The organism is Staphylococcus lugdunensis, assembly GCF_002901705.1.
GTDB classification, from domain to species: Bacteria; Bacillota; Bacilli; order Staphylococcales; family Staphylococcaceae; genus Staphylococcus; species Staphylococcus lugdunensis.
Map to the genome: position 1 here is coordinate 681,452 of NZ_PPPV01000012.1, position 19,896 is coordinate 701,347.

Sequence of the window (19,896 nt, forward strand, 5' to 3'; positions counted from 1 at the left end):
ATTTAACCGTCTTCTTCGCAGTTATAAGCAACGTATACATTACAATTATATACTAAAATTACAGTGATTTTAAGATTAAAATAAAAAGTCATCAGACCGCTATGACCCGATGACTTTTTATGAATTTTGTATTTTACTTTAGATTAACGTCTTGTTCTTCTAGAACGTCTTTCTTCTCTATTTCTAATAAAGCTAGGAATGTCATCATCCTTAGTCGTTTGCGTACGCTCTGCTGAAGCTTCAGTGTTACGTGAAGAATGATTCGCCTTGAAAGAAGGCTCTTCTTTAGTTGTATTTGCTGTTCCAGGTGCACTTGAAGATGGCGCGCTTGAACCAAAGCCAGTGTTTGCTTTACGTCCTTGTGTTGACGGTTTATCTTCGAAACCTGTTGCAATAACTGTGACAACAATTTCATCTTGTAATTCTGGATTAATAACTGTACCGAAAATCATATTAACATCTTCGTCAGCAGCATCTTGAACAATATCTGCAGCTTCTTGTGCTTCGAATAATGATAATGATTCGCCACCAGTAATATTCATTAACACACCTTGAGCACCAACAATAGATGTTTCAAGTAATGGTGATGAAATTGCTTTTTTAGCAGCTTCAACAGCTCTATTTTCACCTGATGACACACCAATTCCCATTAATGCAGAGCCTTGGTTAGACATGATTGTTTTAACATCAGCAAAGTCTAAGTTAACTTCACCAGATACAGCGATTAAGTCAGAAATACCTTGTACACCTTGACGTAATACATTGTCTGCTTCTTTAAATGCTTCCATCATAGGTGTAGATTTATCTACGATATCTAATAAGCGATCGTTTGGAATAACGATTAATGTATCAACAGCTGCTTTCATTGCTTCAACACCAGCTGCTGCTTGAGTTGAACGCTTACGTCCTTCAAAGCCGAATGGACGAGTAACAACACCAACTGTTAATGCACCCATTTCTTTAGCTATTTTCGCTACAACTGGCGCAGCACCTGTACCAGTTCCGCCACCCATACCAGCAGTAACAAATACCATGTCTGCACCTTGAATGGCATCTTCAATTTGTTCACGAGATTCTTCAGCAGCTTTTTTCCCAATTTCAGGGTTTGCGCCAGCACCTAAACCACGTGTTAATTTTTCACCAATTTGAATTTTAGCTTCAGCTTTTGATAAGTTTAAAGCTTGTCCATCTGTATTAATAGCAATGAATTCCACATTGTTCATACCATGGTCAATCATACGATTTACCGCGTTATTTCCGCCGCCACCTACACCGATGACTTTTAGTGTCGCTAAATGATTAAATCCTTGTTCAAATTCTAACATTTAATTTTCCTCCTAGTTTTTATGGCCAATCATTCAAATAGAGATTTCATAAGTTTTTTAAATTTACTTTCTTCTTTATCAGATTTATCGTGCCCATCATGATGTTCTTCTTCAGAATTTTGATCTGTTGTATGGTCATCGTAATTTTCATGGTATTCTGGCTCATCTTTATTTTGTGTAGAATCATTTTTATTTGATTTACCTTTGAACCAGTTAAAACCAATTGATCTAGAAGTATTTTCTTTTTCTTCAGAAGCGATGACTTCTTCTTCAAATTCCTCATTATCTTGATAATTTATTGTAACATAATCTAATAATTCATCAAAAGCGATACTGCTAGAAATTGTAGAAATTGCAGATGTAAATTCAGGTTTTCTTATACCCATTTGTGATGGTGTATGTATTCTGATTTTTTCAGTTACTAATATAGTTAGTAAATCTTTCACACCTAATAAATTAGATGATCCACCTGTAACAACAAATCCGCCATTCACTCGTGTCAATTCTAAATTAATTAGAATATCAAATACGCAATTGAAAATGTCTTCCATTGTTGCTTGAATAATGTGACTTAAATCTTTTTGAGAATATTCTACCGTTTCTTCACTATCAACTTGATCTACAGTAAATACATCTTGATCTGAAGCGCTTTCTGCATAAGCATGTCCATATTGTTGCTTAATCTTTTCAGCCGTTTCATATGAAGTATTGAATGCTTCTGCAATATCACTGGTTATATCTCTACCAGCAAGTTTAATTGAAGCAGCATCAAGTAATTCACCACGTTCATAGAAAGCTACCTGTGTTAAATCTTCACCAATATCAATAACACATGTGCCTAGTTCCTTTTCCATTGCGGATAAAATGAAGCCGTAATTATAAGCATCAGAATAAACATCTAATACATCTACGCCACATGCTTCAACACATTTGATCATATTGATTAAAATTGATTTTTCAATTGCAATCACGCCTGCTTCAACTTTAAGAGAATGTCTTGCAATAATTTCTTTAGGATCTGAAACTTCGTTATTCCCGTCTAAGATAAATTTACTAGGAAATACGTTAATAATTTCCGTACCAGGGACATCATTTTTATCCCGAATACCATCTAAAACACTTTCAATGTGTGTGCCATTAATCTCAGTATCTTCATAAAATTCAATTTCATTAGTTTCATCGAACACTTCTGTTGAAACGATTGGCAATTTTAAAAACACTTCTTTAATATCTACACCAGAAGCAATAGAAGCCTTTTTGAGCGTATCTTTAATCGCTTGTTTCGCAATGTCAAAATCGTCAATCAGACCGTTTTTAATACCATTTGTGTAGGTTTGTCCTGTACCTATCACATTTATACCATTGTGAAATTTTTCGCCTACTATTATTTTTACGCTTGATGAACCAATATCTACACTAACGTAGTAATGTTCCTCCATAGATAGGCACCTCCTGACAAATTACTATTAAAATGCACTATGTTTAGTTTACAATACGTCGTTACACTTGTGAACTATAAAGACATAATATATCGGAATTTTTTAATTATTTTTTTTAGATTGTTCGTTTATTTTGTTAAGTACACTTTGTAATTCACTTTTTGCCTCATTTTCTTGCTGAGAGTTTTTTGTCACATCTTGTTCAGTTTGTGATTGTTGTGCTTCTTGATTTTTGTAAGGTATGAACGATGCTCCTACTGATAAATCAATGTATCCATCTGTTGTTAAGTTACCTGATTGATTACGTGACAACGATTGAGACATTTGTGGGTAGTACTTCATTTTATCTGCTATCGTTTTAATATTGCCGATCACTTGCATATCATCTTTCGTATACAATTTAATTCGATTTTGCTTATTCTTTTGTGGTTCGTATGTTACTTCAGCAATCATACTTCTAATTTTAGGAGACATTTCCGCTAAGGCGTGAACAATTTCTTGTTTTTTATCACCTTTAAAACCTTCAATGATAGGTCCTCGGTCTGTTAATTGCCCTTTATAGTTTTTTAATTCCGTATTCCCTTCTAATATTGGAATATAATCATCCTTATCTTTAATCATACCTACAACTTGATTTTCTTCTATTGTAATAGATAATGTATTCGGCAAATGTTTCTGTATATCAACATTTTTTATCAAAGGATTGTCTTTTAATTTGGCCTTAGCCTTACTATTACTAAATGTATACATTCTTTCGCCACTATTCGCATTTAATTGCTTATTTATTTCTGATGTTGATACATTATGATTACCTTTAATTGTTACATTTGCTATGCGACTAATTGGCGTAAACATATACAACAGAAAAAGTATGATGATAAGGATCAGCGCTGTTATAACAATGTATTGGATTGTCTTTTGACGTTTTCTACGCTGTCGTCTTTTTTGTTCTCTTAGTTCTTCAGGTGTAAGTGGCGGCGGTTTCTCAATATCTTCATTATCTTCTGTCACATCGCCGTCATCAGTATTATGTTGGATTGCTGTATCATCTTGTGCTGTACTGGATAAGTCTTCTTCAGATGGTTCATTTTGTTGCTCATGCAGATTGTTTTCTAAAGCACTGTTGTTTATTTCATCTTCTGTGTTTTGGATTTCCTCATTATTTTCATGTTGTGTAGCCGTGTTGATGTGATTTGAAGAATCATGATTGTCTATGTTTGATTGTGTGTTATCTTCTTGCTCCGTTGAAGTATCGAAGTTGTCTTTATCGCTAAATAAGCGGTTTCGTCTGCGCTTTGTACTAGATTTACGGCGCTGTCGTTCAAAATCGTTGGCATTGATATGTCTTATTTTACTATCTGATTTTTGTTCATCCATGTTTATTCACACCCTTTAATATGATGGTAAGTGTGCTTTAAAACTTTCAATAAATTTATCCCCTCGTTCTTCAAAGGTTTGATATTGATCCCAACTTGCACAAGCCGGAGAGAGTAATACGACATCATTTGGTTCTATCACATCTTGTACTTTATCGACTGCATCTGTAACATCTGTGGCTTTAATTACATATTTACCTTGACTCGTTCCTAATTTAACAAATTTCTCTTGTGTTTCGCCAAACACAACCATTACTCTGACATGTTTCATATAAGGAATTAGTTCATCAAAATCGTTACCTCTATCTAACCCACCACATAACCAAATGATAGGTTGATTAAATGAATTAAGCGCGAATTGTGTTGCTAATGTATTAGTAGCCTTTGAGTCATTGTAATATTTATTAGTTCGATTTGTACCAATATACTGCAGTCTATGTTCAATGCCTGAGAATGTAGTCAAACTATCAATGATAGCTTTAACAGGAACACCTGCCAATAATGATGCTAAGACTGCCGCCAAAATATTTTCCAAATTATGTTCACCAGGTAACACTAAATCATCAATATTTATAATTCGCACGCCTTTATAAATAATAAAGTTATCTTTAATATAAATGCCATCTACTTCTTGTTGTGTAGAAAAATAAAGTGTCTTAGCTTTTAATTGTTCTGATTCAATCAAATGGCGTTGGTGATAATTACAAATAAGATAATCATCTGCTGTTTGATTTTTATATATTTGCTTTTTAGCATTTTGATAATTTTCAAGTGTACCGTGATAGTCTAAATGCGCCGAATAAATATTTGTAATAATAGCGATGTGTGGACGATACTTATCTATGCCTAGTAATTGGAATGAAGACAATTCTGTAATTAAATATTCATCTGGGTGCGTATCTTGAGCGACTTTTGATGCAACATAACCAATGTTACCAGATAAGCGTCCAGTCAACCTGCTCTTACTAAACATATCACCTATAAGTGAAGTTGTCGTTGTTTTACCATTTGTACCAGTCACCGCGATAATGGGCGCTTCAGAAACTAGATAGCTTAATTCAACTTCAGTTACGATTTTCAAACCACGTTTTTGCGCTTCGATTAAAATAGGTAAATGATATGGAATTCCTGGATTTTTAACTATCATCGGGCTTTTATCTAATAATGACAGTGGATGTCCACCGCCAACGACTGTAACACCCATTGTTTCCAAGTCTTTTGCATGTGGATCTTGAGATAAATCTTTGCCATCATTAACAGTGACAATAGCTCCAAGTTTAGTCAACAATTTTGCTGCCTCATATCCACTTTTAGCTAAACCAAGAACAAGAACATCTTTATCTTCTAAACCTGTATAATTCTGCATGTTAATGCACTCCAATCCATAAGCCTATAAGTCCTGTAACCAAGCCAACAGTCCAAAAAACAGTAACGACTTTCCATTCGTTCCAACCACACAATTCAAAATGATGATGAATCGGACTCATCTTGAAAATACGCTTTCTAGTTAATTTATAAGAAGCTACTTGTAAAATAACTGATAATGTTTCAGCCACAAATACAAATCCAACAAACAGTAATGATAATTCTGCATTTAACATAATCGACAAGGTAGCAAATATACCACCAAGCGCTAAGCTACCCGTATCCCCCATGAAAACTTTTGCGGGATTAAGATTAAATGGTAAGAAACCTAGTAATGCAAAAATCATGATAACACAAAATGTCCCTATGGCTGGGGAATCTAAGATAAAGCTCATAATCGCGTACATTGTGAATCCAATAATAGACAATCCAGTTGCTAAACCATCTAAGCCATCTGTTAAGTTAACTGCATTGGAAAAACCAACTTGCCAGAAGACAATGAAAATCACGTAGAAAATGGATAAAGGAATGTCCACTTCTGTAAAAGGTATGTGAATCGCAGTTGAAAAATGAATTAAATGGAATACATAACTTAATACAAAAAATATAACTGCAATACCTATTTGAGCCAAAAATTTCTGTTTGCTTGTTAAACCTTGATTGTTTTTCTTTACCACAATGATGTAATCATCAATAAAACCAATCAAACCGAAACCAATTGTTACAAATAATAACAAAATGATTGGATTGGATTTGTCGACGAAGAATACAGCAATGAGCGAAGTTATTATAATGCTAATTAAAAATGTCAATCCACCCATTGTTGGCGTTCCTGTCTTTTTCATATGACTCTCTGGACCCTCTTCTCGTATACTTTGTCCAAATTTCATTCTCTTTAAAGTTGGAATAAGTACAGGTACTAATACGAATGTGATAAGTAGCGCAATAATCGCAAATAAAAAAAGCATAATTTTCTCCTTTTTAACTAAGATACAAAATTTTATACACATCATTTTCACTTTATTATTTTAACAATATGACTAACACTTCACATCATTATTTAGATGTATTTTATGTTGCCATGTGATAAGTAATATTTCATCATTACTCAATGATCTAGCCAGATAATCACGAGGAGAAGAAGCTGACAAACATTGTTATTCTGAAAATTGTTCTACAATTTACTTATAGAACAGGCATAGGGGCTTCTAGCTCCTCCATATCTAGCTGCGCAGTTAAACATAAAGCGCAAAACTGTGTGATACGTGTTTATATCTTAATTTACAAATTAAATTTTTAGTTAACTCACATCATTAATTGAAGCAAGCTAATCTTCACTGTCTTTAGCTGCATTGTCTTGTTGATCTTTTGAATCCTCTTTTGACTCTTTTGACTTAGATGTATCTTTTTTATCTTGCTTTTGGTTATCGGTTGAATCATTCTTATCCGATGAAGTAGCTTGCTCTTCTGATTGACTGCCATCAGCATCTTTTGCTGAAAGCGTAAGCTCAATTTTATCGCTTTTTTTCAGCTTCGTGCCATTTGAAATAGATTGATCAGTAACAAAGCCGGTTCCTTTTGTGATGACTTTAATATTCGTTAAACTTTGGAATGCCAATACGTCATCTTTCGTCCAACCTTTCATATCTGGCATTGTAACATCTCCATCAGTAAGAAGAAGTACTTTACTATGTGGCAATAATTCACTTCCAGATTTGACAGATTGCGTTTTTACTTTTTGACCACTGCCAATAACGATTGGATTTAACGATTTATCTTGTAGTTTGGATTTCGCATCTTGAGTGGCATCACCCTCAACATTTGGAACTTTACTATATTTTGCTTTGTTTGTTTTGTCTTTTGAGCTGCCGACATTTAAATATTTAAGTGTGTTTTCCATAATTGGTTTAAAAGCTTTACTAACACCTAATTCATATGCTTCTTGGTCATTCTTTTGTGCAAGTTTCATGCCCGCATAAACAATGATACGTGGATTTTTCTTAGGTGCATCTCCAATAAAGCTTACAAAGTATGGGTTAGGCCCTTTAACATAACCACCGCTTTTTTCATCCGCTACTTGCGCCGTTCCCGTTTTACCTTCGATATCATAGCCTTCTACACGATAATTCTGTGCATGACTTTTTTCACTGTTAACAACTTTATCAAGTTCAGTTTCTACTTTATTGGCTGTCTCTTCAGTTATTGGCTTACCTGCATAAGATTTTTCGCCTTTATAGAAGGTTTTTTTAGAAATAGGATTGTCTACTTTATTCACAAACCATGGTTTCAACATATTTCCCTTATTAAAAAAGGCTGATTGCGCTTGAATCATTTGTACAGGAGTTACAGTCGTTGATTGTCCAAATGCTGATGTTTTTTGTTGTAATTCATTAGACCATGCAATATTACCACTTGCTTCACCATCAAACATGCCGCCAGTCGTTTTACCAAAACCAAAGCGTTCATACCAAGATTTCATCTTATCTGCACCAACTAAATCTTGCAATTGCATCATAAGTGTATTTGAAGAATAAGTAAATCCTTGTGTCATAGGTATTCTACCCCAACCAACTCTATTCCAGTCAGATATTCTTGATCCCATAATATCCATGTGACCTGATTTATACTTTTCATTTGGTTTAAATTTACCTTCTTGAATGGCAGCTGCTAACCCATAAGTCTTAAATGTAGATCCTGGTTCATAAGTGTTTTGATATAAATCATTTGCCCATTTTTTTCCAAAATCTTTACCCGTTTCAGGATTAAATGTAGGTCGTTGACTAAAAGCTAAAATCTCACCTGTTTTAGCATCCATTACAACGGCAAACAGATCTTTAGGTTGATAGCGTTCAACCATACCATCCAAAGCTTCTTCCACAAATACTTGTATATTGGAATCAATCGTTAAATGTACATCATCTCCACGTTTAGGTGAGCTTTCATGTTTCGTGTTTGGTGCAATGTACCCCCATATATCTTGTATATATGATAGTGCACCTTTTTTACCATTTAAATAACTATTAAATATCTTTTCAACACCCAGTGCACCATTCAGTTCACCCGTATCTGGATTCTTCTGTGCACGTCCAATTAAATGAGAGGCAAAATTTCCATTTGGATAGAACCGCTCTGTTTCTGGATATAGTGTAATGCCTGGTAAGTTCATTTTTTCAATTTTTTCTTTTTGTTGATACGTTAAATTTGTTCCCTTTTGACCAAACTCAACTTGAAACGCCTTTTTCTGATTTAATTTTTTCTCAATATCATCTGCCTTCATATCGATGACTTCTGCTAATTTTTTAGCAGTTTTCTTTTTATCTACGACATGTCGAGGCTTTTTACTATTTTCACTGGCCTTCTTATCAATCACTGCAGTTAATTTGAAACGCTCAACATCTTCAGCTAACACTTTCCCGTTACGATCATAAATTTTACCGCGTTCGGGTTGTTCTTGATTTTTAACAAGATACGTTTCATTTGCTCGTGTTAGTAAGTCTTGTCCAGAAGAATGTCCGGTCACCATGATATATGAGTATCTTAAAACCAATATAAAAAAGAGCAGTCCGAATAAACTAACAAGGAGGACTGCTCCTAATTTATTTTTTTTAATTTTAATTTTTCGCTTCGCCATCATTACGCACTACCTTTACATTATCATTCTTAAGGCTCATACCTTGTGCTTTTGCCTTATCGTAAATGCGTTCATAAGAAGAATTCTTTTTAATTTCAGATTTAAGTGCGCTGTTCTCACTTGTTTGCTTTTCAATCTTTTGATCTAAATCTGCAATCTTTCCTCGCGTATCATACGCATCCATTTTTAAAGATAGCACATAAATACTAATCAAGGCAATGACAGTAATCAATGATATGTATAAGACCTTTTCAAATCTAGTAAGTTGTACAACTACTTTTCTTTTTACAGTTTGTCTTCTTGGTTCTGCTTGTGGTTGTTGTTTAGGAATGCTTGTTTGAGAAACATCCTGATATGGTTGGTAAATTTTTTCTACAGCCATCGTCCATTACTCCTTATTTCAATATTTCTGCAACACGTAATTTGGCGCTACGTGCCCGATTGTTTTGATTTAAATCTTCTTCAGTAGCAGTGATAGGTTTCCGATTAACTCTTTTTAACTTTGGTGTGTATTCTTCTGGAATAATTGGTAAACCTCTAGGTACCTCTGGACCCTTCTCATATTCTTGGAAAATCTGTTTGCACAATCGATCTTCTAATGAATGGAAAGTAATTACTGAAATGCGTCCATTAACCTTTACAAGTTCAATTGCCTGTTCAATTGAATCTTCAAATGCTGACAATTCATCGTTGACGGCAATTCGAATGGCTTGGAACACCCTTTTAGCTGGGTGACCACCTTTTCGTCTCGCTTTGGCAGGTATCCCTTCTTTAATCACATCAACCAGTTGTAATGTCGTTTCTATAGGCTGTAATTCGCGATGTGCTTCAATGCGCCGTGCAATTTGTTTTGAAAATTTTTCTTCACCATAGCGATAGAATATTTTTACTAATGCTTCATATGACCATTCATTTACTACTTCATAAGCACTAAGCGTTTGTGTTCGATCCATACGCATATCTAATTTCGCATCATGGTGATAACTAAATCCTCTTTCCGGGACATCTAACTGTGGACTTGAAACACCCAAGTCATAGTAAATGCCATCTACTTTTTCAATATTTAGTTCTTTTAAAATGTGTGTGAGTTCTCGAAAGTTATTATGAACAAAGGTCACTTTATGTAGATGCGCTTTAAGCACTTCCTTTGCGTTATCTATTGCTGTTGTATCTTGATCAATAGCAATCAAATGACCTTCATCATTGAGCTGATTTAATAAATAAAGGGCATGTCCTGCGCCGCCTAGCGTACAATCTACGTATACACCATCAGGCTTTATATTTAAGTAATCTATGGTTTCGTTAAGCATAACGCTGACATGATGAAACACGTTTATTCCCCCATTTAAAAATCAAAATCTATTAAATCTTCAGCAATATCCTCGAAACTATCTTCTGATTCTTCATAGAAATCATTCCATGTTTCACGGTCCCAAATCTCGATTCGATTTGACACCCCTATTACTGTACATTCTTTTGTTAAGTTGGCGTATTTTCTCAAATTTTGAGGTATGTTAATACGTCCTTGTTTATCTAGTTCTACTTCAATCGCACCAGAGAAGAACATACGCATAAACTTACGTGCATCCTTTTTAGTCATTGGTAAGGTTTTCATTTTCTCTTCAATTTGTTGCCATTCTTCTAACGTGTAACCAAATAAACATTTATCAAGGCCTCGAGTGATAATAAAACGCTCATTGAGGTCATAACGAAACTTGGACGGAATAATCATTCGTCCTTTTGTATCTAATTGATGATCGTATTCTCCCATGAACATTTTTTCTCACCTCACCTTATTTATAATTTACCACATCTCACCACTATCCTCCACTAATTCTGTAAAATATCTTAAAATTTATAAAAAAAGACATAAAAAAACCGTTTCGTCAAAAAGACGAAACGGCTATAAACCTTGATATATCAAGGTTTTACAACAATATGATCAAAAGTGTAAGAAAGTGGTGGATAGGTGGAGGGGTTGAACACATCCATCCCAAAATCATTCATTATTTGTAATGGATTCCATATTCTTTCTTGGAGTCCTCCCATTGGATGGAGTGATTCACTGATTTCCTTAAAGTGTTTCATGCTAATCACATTTTCACGTTCAATATTTAATAAGTATCTTTGTTCTAAATAATTAAGTTGTTTATGGTGGATTTCATGATTTTTATCAACTAAGTTGCTATTATTTTGGTTATGTTGTACTTCTCGCTTTAATTTTTGATACATTTCTTCATGAATCTCTTTTAATTGTGAAACTTGATCTAAAAATGTTTGCGATGCTTGTTCACGTATAAATTTTTGACGCTTTTCTTCAATTCCATTAGTTAATACCTCAGCTATATCTAATTGGTATTGTTGTAAAAGTTTCTCTATTCTAGTATAGAGATAAGTTATTTTTATACGCGGTAATACAATAGGCATTTCCACATCTAACGTGTTAAATACTTCGCTTAATTCTGCCCAATATTTAATTTCACTTGGGCCACCTATAAACGCTACAGTATTGAAGAGCCATTCTTCCATTACTGGACGTGTAACAACATTATTTGAGAATTGCGCTGGATTTTGTTCAATCAAGTCTAATAATTCATCTTCACGATAAGTAACTTCTGATTTACTTAACTTATAAATACCATTTTCTTCCGTAAGTAATTGTCTCATATTATCCTGATGTAAAAATAAATGGACGTTTGTGTCAGTCACAATCATCTTTGATAGCTTATTGTTTTCAGTCTCACGTTGCTTTTGATGAAATGCTTTATTTATATCATTATGTTTGCGCAACATATCCTTTAAAATAGGACGTTCTAACTTTCTAAGTGGCTCATATTGCGCATCTATAAATAACACACCATACACTTTGAACACTTCATGTACAAGTGCTTTAAACATATTCGACCACGTGTCATAGCGTTCTATGATTTGTAAACACATATGATACAATTCAGCAGTATGTGTTGTTTCAGCTAATTCCTTGAAATATGCTTGCAGCGCATTTTTCATTTGAACTTTGTCCGGGACATATCGACTTACGTTACTTTCCGGTGGAGTCAAAGTATGATATTTAATCTTTTCCACAGAAGCCAATTGTTGATCATAAGCAAAAGTATGATTAACTTCATCAAAATCATGGTCTTCCCCAGCTATCCAGAATACTGGAACAACGCTACAATCATAGCGCTCTCGCAACTCATTAGATAACGTTATCAAAGAAAATATCTTGTGAAAAGTATATAAAGGTCCTCCAAACAAACCAGCTTGTTGACCACCAATGACAACTTTAGCCCCTGCTGCTAAGTTTTCAATATTTTTTTGCTGTTGCTCTGATAAAGTTAAATCCGACATATAGTCTTGAATAATTTGTGCAAGTTGTTGTTCTCTACCATTATTAGGCTTGTTCATCTTAACATCAAAACTTGTTTTCTTCATCGCATCATACTGGAAAAATGATGTTAGCGATGGATCACTGTTTTTTAATTTTGTCATGAATGAATCATTATCATGTAATTTAGTAATTAAACAGTCCATACATTTTCTCCTTCAGTATCGCTATTATGAATACAGTATAAAGATTATACAACACATTGACAATTTAACGGCTTACACTTTTTAAAATTTTCGGTGCTTCGTGTTTCAAAACTAAATGAATTACACATATTTTTTTAGGGTATAGTAAAATAAAGATGCTAAGGGGGATATGTTATGGTAGAAATTAAACGATTAGAAATTAATTATAAAACAGATGAACTTTTTGAAGCTTTTCGAGAGTATGGCAATAAGGATTTATATATGGTCGATGAATTTCAAGGACAAATGATTGATGCAAGTTCTGAAACACCTTTCTATGGCATTTTTCACGGAGATAACTTGGTAGCGCGCATGGCACTATTGCGTAAAGGTGACGTGGAAGAACTTTATTTCCCAGATTACGATAATTACATACTACTGTGGAAATTAGAAGTGCTCCCCGAATATCAACATCATGGCTATGGACGTGCACTCATTGACTTTGCTAAAGAGAAAGGTCTTCCAATCAAAGCTATTGGACGCAATCAATCAAAAGATTTCTTTACTAAATTAGGATTTGAAGACGTAAACGCTAAAAATCCAGAAGGCCATGACGTGTTAATATGGTCACCTAAAGGTTAAAATGATTAGTTTAGGACATCATTATGTTTTAGACTGTGAACGATATATTGGCAGTAGTTGACTGGATTGAAAATACGCGGACACCAAGTTTTTCCAACCCTAGTCAATCTTGCTGGAGCGGGACTACGAATTCGTAACGAATGCTGTCACGCTCCTTTTTTTGAATGTACTCACATTAAGCTTGAGGACAAAATACATATTGCTGATTAAATTATGTAATTGTGATTATTTATAATAACATTTATATAGTTTTAGCACTCCACATCGTAATCATTTATTTTTTAAATTAACCGAAATAGATGATAAAGTTATTTCAGCTATTGAACACTTTATTATTTTATAGTGGCACTAAAATATACCTAGCTATTCCGTGACATAAAGTTTTATTTTCTCTTTTTATATAAAATAAAAAATCCCGTGTTACCAATGTTACAAACTAACATGGTAAAACGAGATTAATACAAATAGCGTCCTGGGAGGGATTCGAACCCCCGACCGATGGCTTAGAAGGCCATTGCTCTATCCAGCTGAGCTACCAGGACAAATTTTTAACACAAGAATTATTATATCTAATTCGACGCTATTGCGCAATAGTTACTATCTAAAAAAAGGTTATATTTTTCACTATTAATGCTATTTTAATCCATTAACGCTACTTTAATAACTTGACCCAGATAATGATTTTAAACTTAACATCAAGTTTCCTCACATTTATCCAACTTATTACCTTTTCAGCATATCTTCATGTTAAAATGCATTTAATTCTACTTTTTAAGGAGTATTTTAATATGAAATATACAACGTTGTTATTAGATTTTGACGATACATTAGTAGATTTTGATGATGCTGAAGAACAAGCCTTTTTCAATATGGCCCAAAATTACCAGTCATCTCCTACTTATGATGACTTCACTTTATTCAAAAAGATTAACCAAGCACACTGGGAAGCTTTTCAAAATAATCAACTTTCAAAAGAAGACGTGTTATCTCAACGCTTTATTAAATACTTTAAGCACCATAATATAACTGTTAATGGTCATGAAGCCGATGAGTGTTTTAGAGATGAATTGGCTAAAGCACCAGTTAAATATTTCAACGACACATTAGCTACATTAGCTCAATTACGTCAGCATTGTTCACTTTATATTGTGACTAATGGTGTCGCTATAACACAACAACGCCGTATTGCACAAACACCGTTCGATAATTTATTTGAGGGTATCTTTATTTCAGAACACACAGGTTATCAAAAGCCTATGTCTGGATTTTTTGATTATGTTTTTAATCACATTAAACCTACTGCGAGATCCACTGCAATGATTATTGGAGATTCTTTAACATCAGATATATTAGGTGGTCATAATGCTAACATTGCAACATGCTGGTTTAACTATAGAAACAAAACAAATTCAACAGCAATTAAACCTGACTTTGAGATTCGAACATTAGCCGAATTATTGCCTATTATACAATCTACTTAATGTTTTAAAATATTGTTGCATCTATCAATAACAATTTGATAAGCCATACAAATATCTTTTTTAGTATGCAAGTAGTGATAATAGCATTGCTTTTATAGTTATTTTTGGCATAAAACCCGATAACCTATAAGCTGGAATGACATACAGCTCGAAGGTTATCGGATTTCTTTATATCTTTATGTGTATCGTGTCTAAAATTTCATTATTCCGATTGCGAAAATGCAAGACTGCACGCCTTTTATTATCATCAATTAATAGTTCTGCAAAAGTCTCTTCTTTTTGACTTCTAGATTGTGAGATACTACCAGGGTTAATCACATGGACAGATCCAATCTGTTCATATTTAGCCACATGAGTATGTCCGTAAAAAGCAAATTGACAGCCTTCCTGAGCTGCTCTTTCTGCCAATTGTTGGCGTCCACGATTAACAGAATACAGATGGCCATGAGTATAGAACGCTTTAATATCATCAGATGAGATAAGTTCTTCATTTGGAAATTCTGGATAAAAATCGCAGTTCCCTTTAACACGTTGGAATAAACTTAGTTCCGTATCATGATATTCAAATTCTGAATCTCCCAAATGCAAAGCAACATCATAATCTTGATGCCAAGCGATAATTTGATATAAAATACCAGCTTCAGTATGATTATCACTTACAATAATCCATTTTGACATTATACATCACCCTTTAAGTATGCTTGAAGTTGTTTTATAGCTTCTCCTCTGTGACTAATTTGACTTTTTTCTGTTGCACTCAGTTCAGCCATTGTGCGTCCTTTTTCAGGTACATAAAAGACAGGATCATAACCAAAACCATTATCTCCTCTACGTTCATCAGTAATTCGACCAGATACCGTCCCTTTAAATGTCCGTGTTGGTTGATCTGGTTCACTCATACTAATCACACACACGAACTGAGCTTCACGTTGTGTGATATCAGTTAATTTAGATAATAATTTGTCTATGTTGTCATCATCATTTTTGTCTAAACCGGCATATCGTGCAGAGTACACCCCTGGCTCACCGTTAAGTGCAAAAACTTCCAAGCCACTATCATCAGCAATCACTCGTTTATTCAATCTTTTAGCTGCTGCTTCTGATTTTAAAATAGCATTTTCTTCAAAGGTTGTCCCTGTTTCTTCAACATCAAAGTCTTTCAACAATTCTGAAATACCGATAACATTATCATTTGGAAAAATCGCTTTAAAATCATTAATCTTTCCTTGGTTATTTGTAGCTATCACAATATCGGTCATCGTTTATCCCCCTAATTTGTTAATTTAATCTGTTCTACTTTTACTTTCATATGCAACCACTCAGCAATAATATTAGTAATATGCGTCGTATCACCTGTAGAAAAAAAGCGATGCTGTGGCTGGGCTGTATAGCTGGCGTGCTCATTACTAAATGTTAACAAAGCACTTACTTCCCTAGCTGTCTCTAGACCAGAAGAAATGACCGTTTTGTCTCCACCGAAATAATCATTCAACGGTTGATATAACAAGGGATAATGCGTACATCCTAATATGACAGTGTCCGCTATACTGTTTCGCCAGTGTTTTAATGTCTGATGAATAATAATACTCGTTATTGTTGGATCATTATAACGCATTTGTTCGACCAAAGGTACAAATCCTGGACAGGCCACACCTGTTACCTCAACATTAGGATTGATGCGTTTAATGTGATGTCGATAAGCTTCAGATTTAATAGTTCCCTCTGTTCCAAGTATAAGCACATGTTGATTTTTGGTCGTCATAATAGCAGTACGTGCACCTGGTTCAATAACGCCAATAACTGGAATAGACAGTATGTGTTGTAAATGCTCTAAAGCGACTGCAGTTGCCGTATTACAAGCAATAACCAGCATTTTAATGTCAAATTCCATTAATTTATTAGCTAGTTCAGTGGTGAAAGCTTTAACTTCGTCTCCAGGTCTTGGTCCATATGGACACCGTGCTATATCACCTAAATAATATATAGTCTCATTTGGTAACTGGCGTATAATTTCTTTAGCTACAGTTAATCCTCCAACTCCTGAATCTATAACACCAATGGGTTTATTCATATTTTTCATCCTCAATTAATTGCAATAGTATTTTTATTTTAGCACATTAAATATAGTGAAATCATCTAAGGCTATTTTAAAAATGATATCCCTACACATAAAACATCATTCTAATGTGAAAAACCATATTAATTAAAGTAGATGAAAACATAACAAAAATTGATAAAAATCTGTTGTACTTAACAGTAACATCTTTTGTTATTTGTTACACTTTAGCATCTATGTATCATCATTAAAATAAATGATATCCAAATAACTATTTTAAAGGATCATACACTGAAGCTTTGCGTTACGAAAAACACCTATCAAAGCTCGGCTATAAAATAAGCCCAAAAACGAAATCAATTGACTTCATTTTCAGGCTTATTTATTTTAGAAATCTATTTTTCTAAAGCTTGTACAGCGATTATTCCACTTTATGATCTGAACCAAAGAATGATTTGAACATATGGAACGTTGTTTCTCTGTTCATTGCTGCAATTGACGTTGTTAATGGGATACCTTTAGGACATGCATTTACACAGTTTTGAGAATTACCGCACTCTTGCAATCCACCTGTCCCCATTAATGCATCTAATCGTTCATCCTTTGTCATAGCACCTGTCGGATGTAAATCAAATAGACGAACTTGTGAGATGGCTTGTGCACCGACAAACTTATTATTAGGTGTTACATTCGGACAAACTTCTAAACACACACCACATGTCATACATTTTGACAGTTCATATGCTGTTTGTCGTTTTTTCTCCGGCATACGAGGTCCAGGACCTAAATCATAAGTTCCATCAATAGGAATCCAAGCTTTCATACGTTTTAAGTTGTCAAACATTCGTGTACGGTCAACTTGTAAGTCACGAATAACTGGAAACGTACTCATTGGTTCTAGACGAATAGGTTGCTCTAATTGATCAACGATGGCTGAACATGATTGTCTTGCACGACCATTAATTACCATCGAACATGCACCACAAACTTCTTCCAAACAATTCATGTCCCAAATAACGGGCGTTGTTTTCTTTCCTTCTGCATTTACTGGATTACGTCTAATTTCCATCAAACAGGCAATGACATTCATGTTGTCTTTATAAGGGATTTCAAACGCTTCATCGTATGGTTTAGAGTCTTGATTATCTTGACGTTTTATAATTAATTTAATTGTTTTTTGTTTTTCTTTTTGTGGTTGTTGATTACTGTCTGCATGTTGGTCTTTTGGAGTGTTATTTGCTGATAGTGTTTCAGTCATTATTTTTTACCTCCTTTAGACTTGCTAGTGTAATCACGTTTACGTGGTGGGATCAAGCTTACATCTACTGGCTCATAAGTAAATTTTGGTGCTTCATCTTTACCCATATACTCTGCTAATGTTGTTTTTAACCATTCTTCATCATTTCGTTCTGGAAATTCTGGTTTGTAATGCGCACCGCGTGATTCATTACGATTATAAGCACCAATTGTGATAACACGTGCAAGTATAAGCATATTCCATAATTGACGAGTAAAGAACACGGCTTGGTTACTCCATGTCTGTGTATCTTCCATATCAATATTTTGATAGCGTTCCATGAGCTCAACAATTTTCTTATCGGTTTCCAATAATTTATCATTTTCTCTTACAACTGTAACATTAGCTGTCATAATTTCACCGAGTTCACGATGTAATTTATAGGCATTTTCTGTGCCACGCATATTAAGTAAATTATCGAATCTTTGTTGTTCTTCATCTACCCGTGCTTGATAAATTGAATCATCTAAATCAGCATAAGTTTTATCAATATTTTCAACATATTTTACCGCATTTGGTCCAGCGACAGTACCACCATAAATTGCAGATAATAATGAGTTTGCACCTAAACGGTTACCTCCATGTTGTGAAAAATCACATTCTCCTGCAGCAAATAAACCATCAATGTTGGTCATTTGATCGTAATCAACATAAAGTCCTCCCATTGAATAGTGAACTGCTGGGAAAATCTTCATTGGTACCTTACGAGGATCGTCACCAGTGAATTTTTCATAAATTTCAATGATACCACCTAATTTAACATCTAATTCATGTGGATCTTTATGAGACAGATCCAGATACACCATATTTTCACCATTAATACCTAATTTTTGATTGATACAAACATCAAAAATTTCACGCGTTGCAATATCACGAGGTACTAAGTTACCATAATCCGGATATTTTTCTTCTAAGAAGTACCAAGGCTTACCATCTTTATATGTCCATATACGACCGCCTTCACCACGTGCAGATTCACTCATTAAACGTAATTTGTCATCACCTGGAATCGCAGTCGGATGAATTTGAATAAATTCGCCATTTGCATATTTAGCACCTTGTTGATAAACAATTGAAGCTGCTGACCCAGTGTTAATCATAGAGTTCGTTGTTTTACCAAAAATAATGCCTGGACCACCTGTAGCCATAATGACCGCATCTGAACCGAAAGATTGAATTTCTGAAGTTGTCATATTTTGAGCTATAATTCCTCTAGCTGCATTATCTTCGTCTTTAACAATTCCTAAAAATTCCCAGCCCTCATATTTTGTCACTAGTCCATCTACTTCAAAGGAACGTACTTGTTCATCTAACGCATACAATAGTTGTTGCCCTGTTGTTGCACCAGCAAATGCTGTTCGATGATACAATGTCCCACCGAAGCGTCTAAAGTCTAATAAACCTTCCTTTGTTCTGCTAAACATGACGCCCATGCGGTCTAATAAATGAATAATTTGTGGTGCAGCTTCAGTCATTGCTTTAACTGGTGGTTGATTTGCTAAAAAATCTCCACCATAAACGGTATCATCAAAATGAATCCACGGAGAATCTCCTTCACCTTTTGTATTTACCGCACCATTGATACCCCCTTGGGCACATACAGAGTGCGAACGTTTAACAGGTACTAATGAGAACAAATCCACATGAGCACCTTGTTCTGCAGCTTTAATTGTTGACATTAAACCGGCAAGTCCGCCTCCGACAACAATAATTTTCTTCTCTGCCATAGAATTGTCACTCCCCTAAATATTGAACTAAAACTTACGCTAAA

The 19,896-nt window shown here is 34.4% G+C and carries 17 protein-coding genes and 1 tRNA gene; 2 read left to right on the forward strand and 16 right to left on the reverse strand.

All coding sequences use genetic code 11. The annotated features are described in order from the left end of the window. Positions 1-143: 143 nt before the first annotated feature. The 10 genes from ftsZ to bshC all read right to left on the reverse strand — a co-directional run bounded on the left by ftsZ (position 144) and on the right by bshC (position 12,670). Entirely contained in the window at positions 144-1,325 is a 1,182-nt protein-coding gene (gene ftsZ / locus CD041_RS03970) for a cell division protein FtsZ (protein ID WP_002459360.1), read from the reverse strand. A 29-nt stretch (positions 1,326-1,354) separates the two neighbouring features. Then, complete coding sequence (gene ftsA / locus CD041_RS03975) at positions 1,355-2,764, reverse strand: cell division protein FtsA (protein WP_070648665.1); 1,410 nt, start codon at positions 2,762-2,764, stop codon at positions 1,355-1,357. Between the two features lie 102 nt (positions 2,765-2,866). Further along, the gene (locus CD041_RS03980) at positions 2,867-4,141 is read right to left on the reverse strand and encodes a cell division protein FtsQ/DivIB (protein WP_080606592.1); all 1,275 of its coding nucleotides are present in this window, start codon (positions 4,139-4,141) and stop codon (positions 2,867-2,869) included. Between the two features lie 15 nt (positions 4,142-4,156). Further along, a complete protein-coding gene (gene murD, locus CD041_RS03985; protein WP_002478330.1) occupies positions 4,157-5,506 on the reverse strand; it encodes a UDP-N-acetylmuramoyl-L-alanine--D-glutamate ligase in 1,350 nt (449 codons plus the stop codon). Between the two features lies 1 nt (position 5,507). Further along, positions 5,508-6,473, reverse strand: coding sequence for a phospho-N-acetylmuramoyl-pentapeptide-transferase (gene mraY / locus CD041_RS03990; RefSeq protein WP_002493096.1), 966 nt, complete (start codon positions 6,471-6,473; stop codon positions 5,508-5,510). A gap of 359 nt (positions 6,474-6,832) precedes the next feature. Next, positions 6,833-9,136, reverse strand: coding sequence for a penicillin-binding protein (locus CD041_RS03995; RefSeq protein WP_037540435.1), 2,304 nt, complete (start codon positions 9,134-9,136; stop codon positions 6,833-6,835). Next, entirely contained in the window at positions 9,117-9,518 is a 402-nt protein-coding gene (gene ftsL, locus CD041_RS04000) for a cell division protein FtsL (protein ID WP_002459366.1), read from the reverse strand. Before ftsL ends, CD041_RS03995 begins: the two co-directional genes overlap by 20 nt. Before the next feature lie 13 nt (positions 9,519-9,531). Continuing rightward, complete coding sequence (gene rsmH, locus CD041_RS04005; protein ID WP_002459367.1) at positions 9,532-10,467, reverse strand: 16S rRNA (cytosine(1402)-N(4))-methyltransferase RsmH; 936 nt, start codon at positions 10,465-10,467, stop codon at positions 9,532-9,534. A gap of 14 nt (positions 10,468-10,481) precedes the next feature. Then, positions 10,482-10,913: a division/cell wall cluster transcriptional repressor MraZ gene (gene mraZ / locus CD041_RS04010; protein WP_002459368.1), complete on the reverse strand. Its 432-nt coding sequence runs from the start codon at positions 10,911-10,913 to the stop codon at positions 10,482-10,484. Positions 10,914-11,056: 143 nt separating this feature from the next. Further along, entirely contained in the window at positions 11,057-12,670 is a 1,614-nt protein-coding gene (bshC, locus tag CD041_RS04015; RefSeq protein ID WP_002478334.1) for a bacillithiol biosynthesis cysteine-adding enzyme BshC, read from the reverse strand. A gap of 174 nt (positions 12,671-12,844) precedes the next feature. Here bshC and CD041_RS04020 point away from each other — a divergent pair, with 174 nt between their 5' ends. Then, positions 12,845-13,291: an N-acetyltransferase gene (locus tag CD041_RS04020; RefSeq protein ID WP_002478335.1), complete on the forward strand. Its 447-nt coding sequence runs from the start codon at positions 12,845-12,847 to the stop codon at positions 13,289-13,291. A 468-nt stretch (positions 13,292-13,759) separates the two neighbouring features. On the opposite strand, the gene CD041_RS04025 is transcribed toward CD041_RS04020, so the two are convergent. Further along, a tRNA-Arg gene (locus CD041_RS04025) sits at positions 13,760-13,833 on the reverse strand. A 246-nt stretch (positions 13,834-14,079) separates the two neighbouring features. Between CD041_RS04025 and CD041_RS04030 the strand changes: the two genes are divergently transcribed. Further along, a complete protein-coding gene (locus tag CD041_RS04030; RefSeq protein ID WP_062077511.1) occupies positions 14,080-14,772 on the forward strand; it encodes a YjjG family noncanonical pyrimidine nucleotidase in 693 nt (230 codons plus the stop codon). A 168-nt stretch (positions 14,773-14,940) separates the two neighbouring features. On the opposite strand, the gene CD041_RS04035 is transcribed toward CD041_RS04030, so the two are convergent. From CD041_RS04035 to sdhA, 5 genes are all read right to left on the reverse strand, one after another. Beyond that, a complete protein-coding gene (locus CD041_RS04035) occupies positions 14,941-15,450 on the reverse strand; it encodes a YfcE family phosphodiesterase (RefSeq protein WP_002459372.1) in 510 nt (169 codons plus the stop codon). Next, entirely contained in the window at positions 15,450-16,031 is a 582-nt protein-coding gene (locus tag CD041_RS04040) for an XTP/dITP diphosphatase (protein ID WP_002459373.1), read from the reverse strand. The genes CD041_RS04035 and CD041_RS04040 overlap by 1 nt, the downstream gene beginning before the upstream one ends. 11 nt (positions 16,032-16,042) lie before the next feature. After that, positions 16,043-16,843 (reverse strand): glutamate racemase, encoded by an 801-nt coding sequence (racE, locus tag CD041_RS04045; RefSeq protein WP_002478338.1) that lies wholly within the window; start codon positions 16,841-16,843, stop codon positions 16,043-16,045. 406 nt (positions 16,844-17,249) lie between these two features. Continuing rightward, positions 17,250-18,086, reverse strand: a complete 837-nt coding sequence (gene sdhB / locus CD041_RS04050; protein WP_002459375.1) for a succinate dehydrogenase iron-sulfur subunit — start codon at positions 18,084-18,086, stop codon at positions 17,250-17,252. After that, positions 18,086-19,852, reverse strand: coding sequence for a succinate dehydrogenase flavoprotein subunit (gene sdhA / locus CD041_RS04055; RefSeq protein WP_002459376.1), 1,767 nt, complete (start codon positions 19,850-19,852; stop codon positions 18,086-18,088). The genes sdhB and sdhA overlap by 1 nt, the downstream gene beginning before the upstream one ends. Positions 19,853-19,896: the final 44 nt, after the last annotated feature.

Bases quoted from the DNA above. Each gene is read 5' to 3' on its own strand.
- CD041_RS04020 (WP_002478335.1), top strand. From the start codon at position 12,845: ATGGTAGAAATTAAACGATTAGAAATTAATTATAAAACAGATGAACTT.
- ftsZ (WP_002459360.1), bottom strand. From the start codon at position 1,325: ATGTTAGAATTTGAACAAGGATTTAATCATTTAGCGACACTAAAAGTC.
- racE (WP_002478338.1), bottom strand. From the start codon at position 16,843: ATGAATAAACCCATTGGTGTTATAGATTCAGGAGTTGGAGGATTAACT.
- CD041_RS03995 (WP_037540435.1), bottom strand. From the start codon at position 9,136: ATGGCGAAGCGAAAAATTAAAATTAAAAAAAATAAATTAGGAGCAGTC.
- CD041_RS04040 (WP_002459373.1), bottom strand. From the start codon at position 16,031: ATGACCGATATTGTGATAGCTACAAATAACCAAGGAAAGATTAATGAT.
- bshC (WP_002478334.1), bottom strand. From the start codon at position 12,670: ATGGACTGTTTAATTACTAAATTACATGATAATGATTCATTCATGACA.
- sdhB (WP_002459375.1), bottom strand. From the start codon at position 18,086: ATGACTGAAACACTATCAGCAAATAACACTCCAAAAGACCAACATGCA.
- CD041_RS03980 (WP_080606592.1), bottom strand. From the start codon at position 4,141: ATGGATGAACAAAAATCAGATAGTAAAATAAGACATATCAATGCCAAC.
- ftsA (WP_070648665.1), bottom strand. From the start codon at position 2,764: ATGGAGGAACATTACTACGTTAGTGTAGATATTGGTTCATCAAGCGTA.
- mraY (WP_002493096.1), bottom strand. From the start codon at position 6,473: ATGCTTTTTTTATTTGCGATTATTGCGCTACTTATCACATTCGTATTA.
- ftsL (WP_002459366.1), bottom strand. From the start codon at position 9,518: ATGGCTGTAGAAAAAATTTACCAACCATATCAGGATGTTTCTCAAACA.
- sdhA (WP_002459376.1), bottom strand. From the start codon at position 19,852: ATGGCAGAGAAGAAAATTATTGTTGTCGGAGGCGGACTTGCCGGTTTA.
- murD (WP_002478330.1), bottom strand. From the start codon at position 5,506: ATGCAGAATTATACAGGTTTAGAAGATAAAGATGTTCTTGTTCTTGGT.
- CD041_RS04030 (WP_062077511.1), top strand. From the start codon at position 14,080: ATGAAATATACAACGTTGTTATTAGATTTTGACGATACATTAGTAGAT.
- CD041_RS04035 (WP_002459372.1), bottom strand. From the start codon at position 15,450: ATGTCAAAATGGATTATTGTAAGTGATAATCATACTGAAGCTGGTATT.
- mraZ (WP_002459368.1), bottom strand. From the start codon at position 10,913: ATGTTCATGGGAGAATACGATCATCAATTAGATACAAAAGGACGAATG.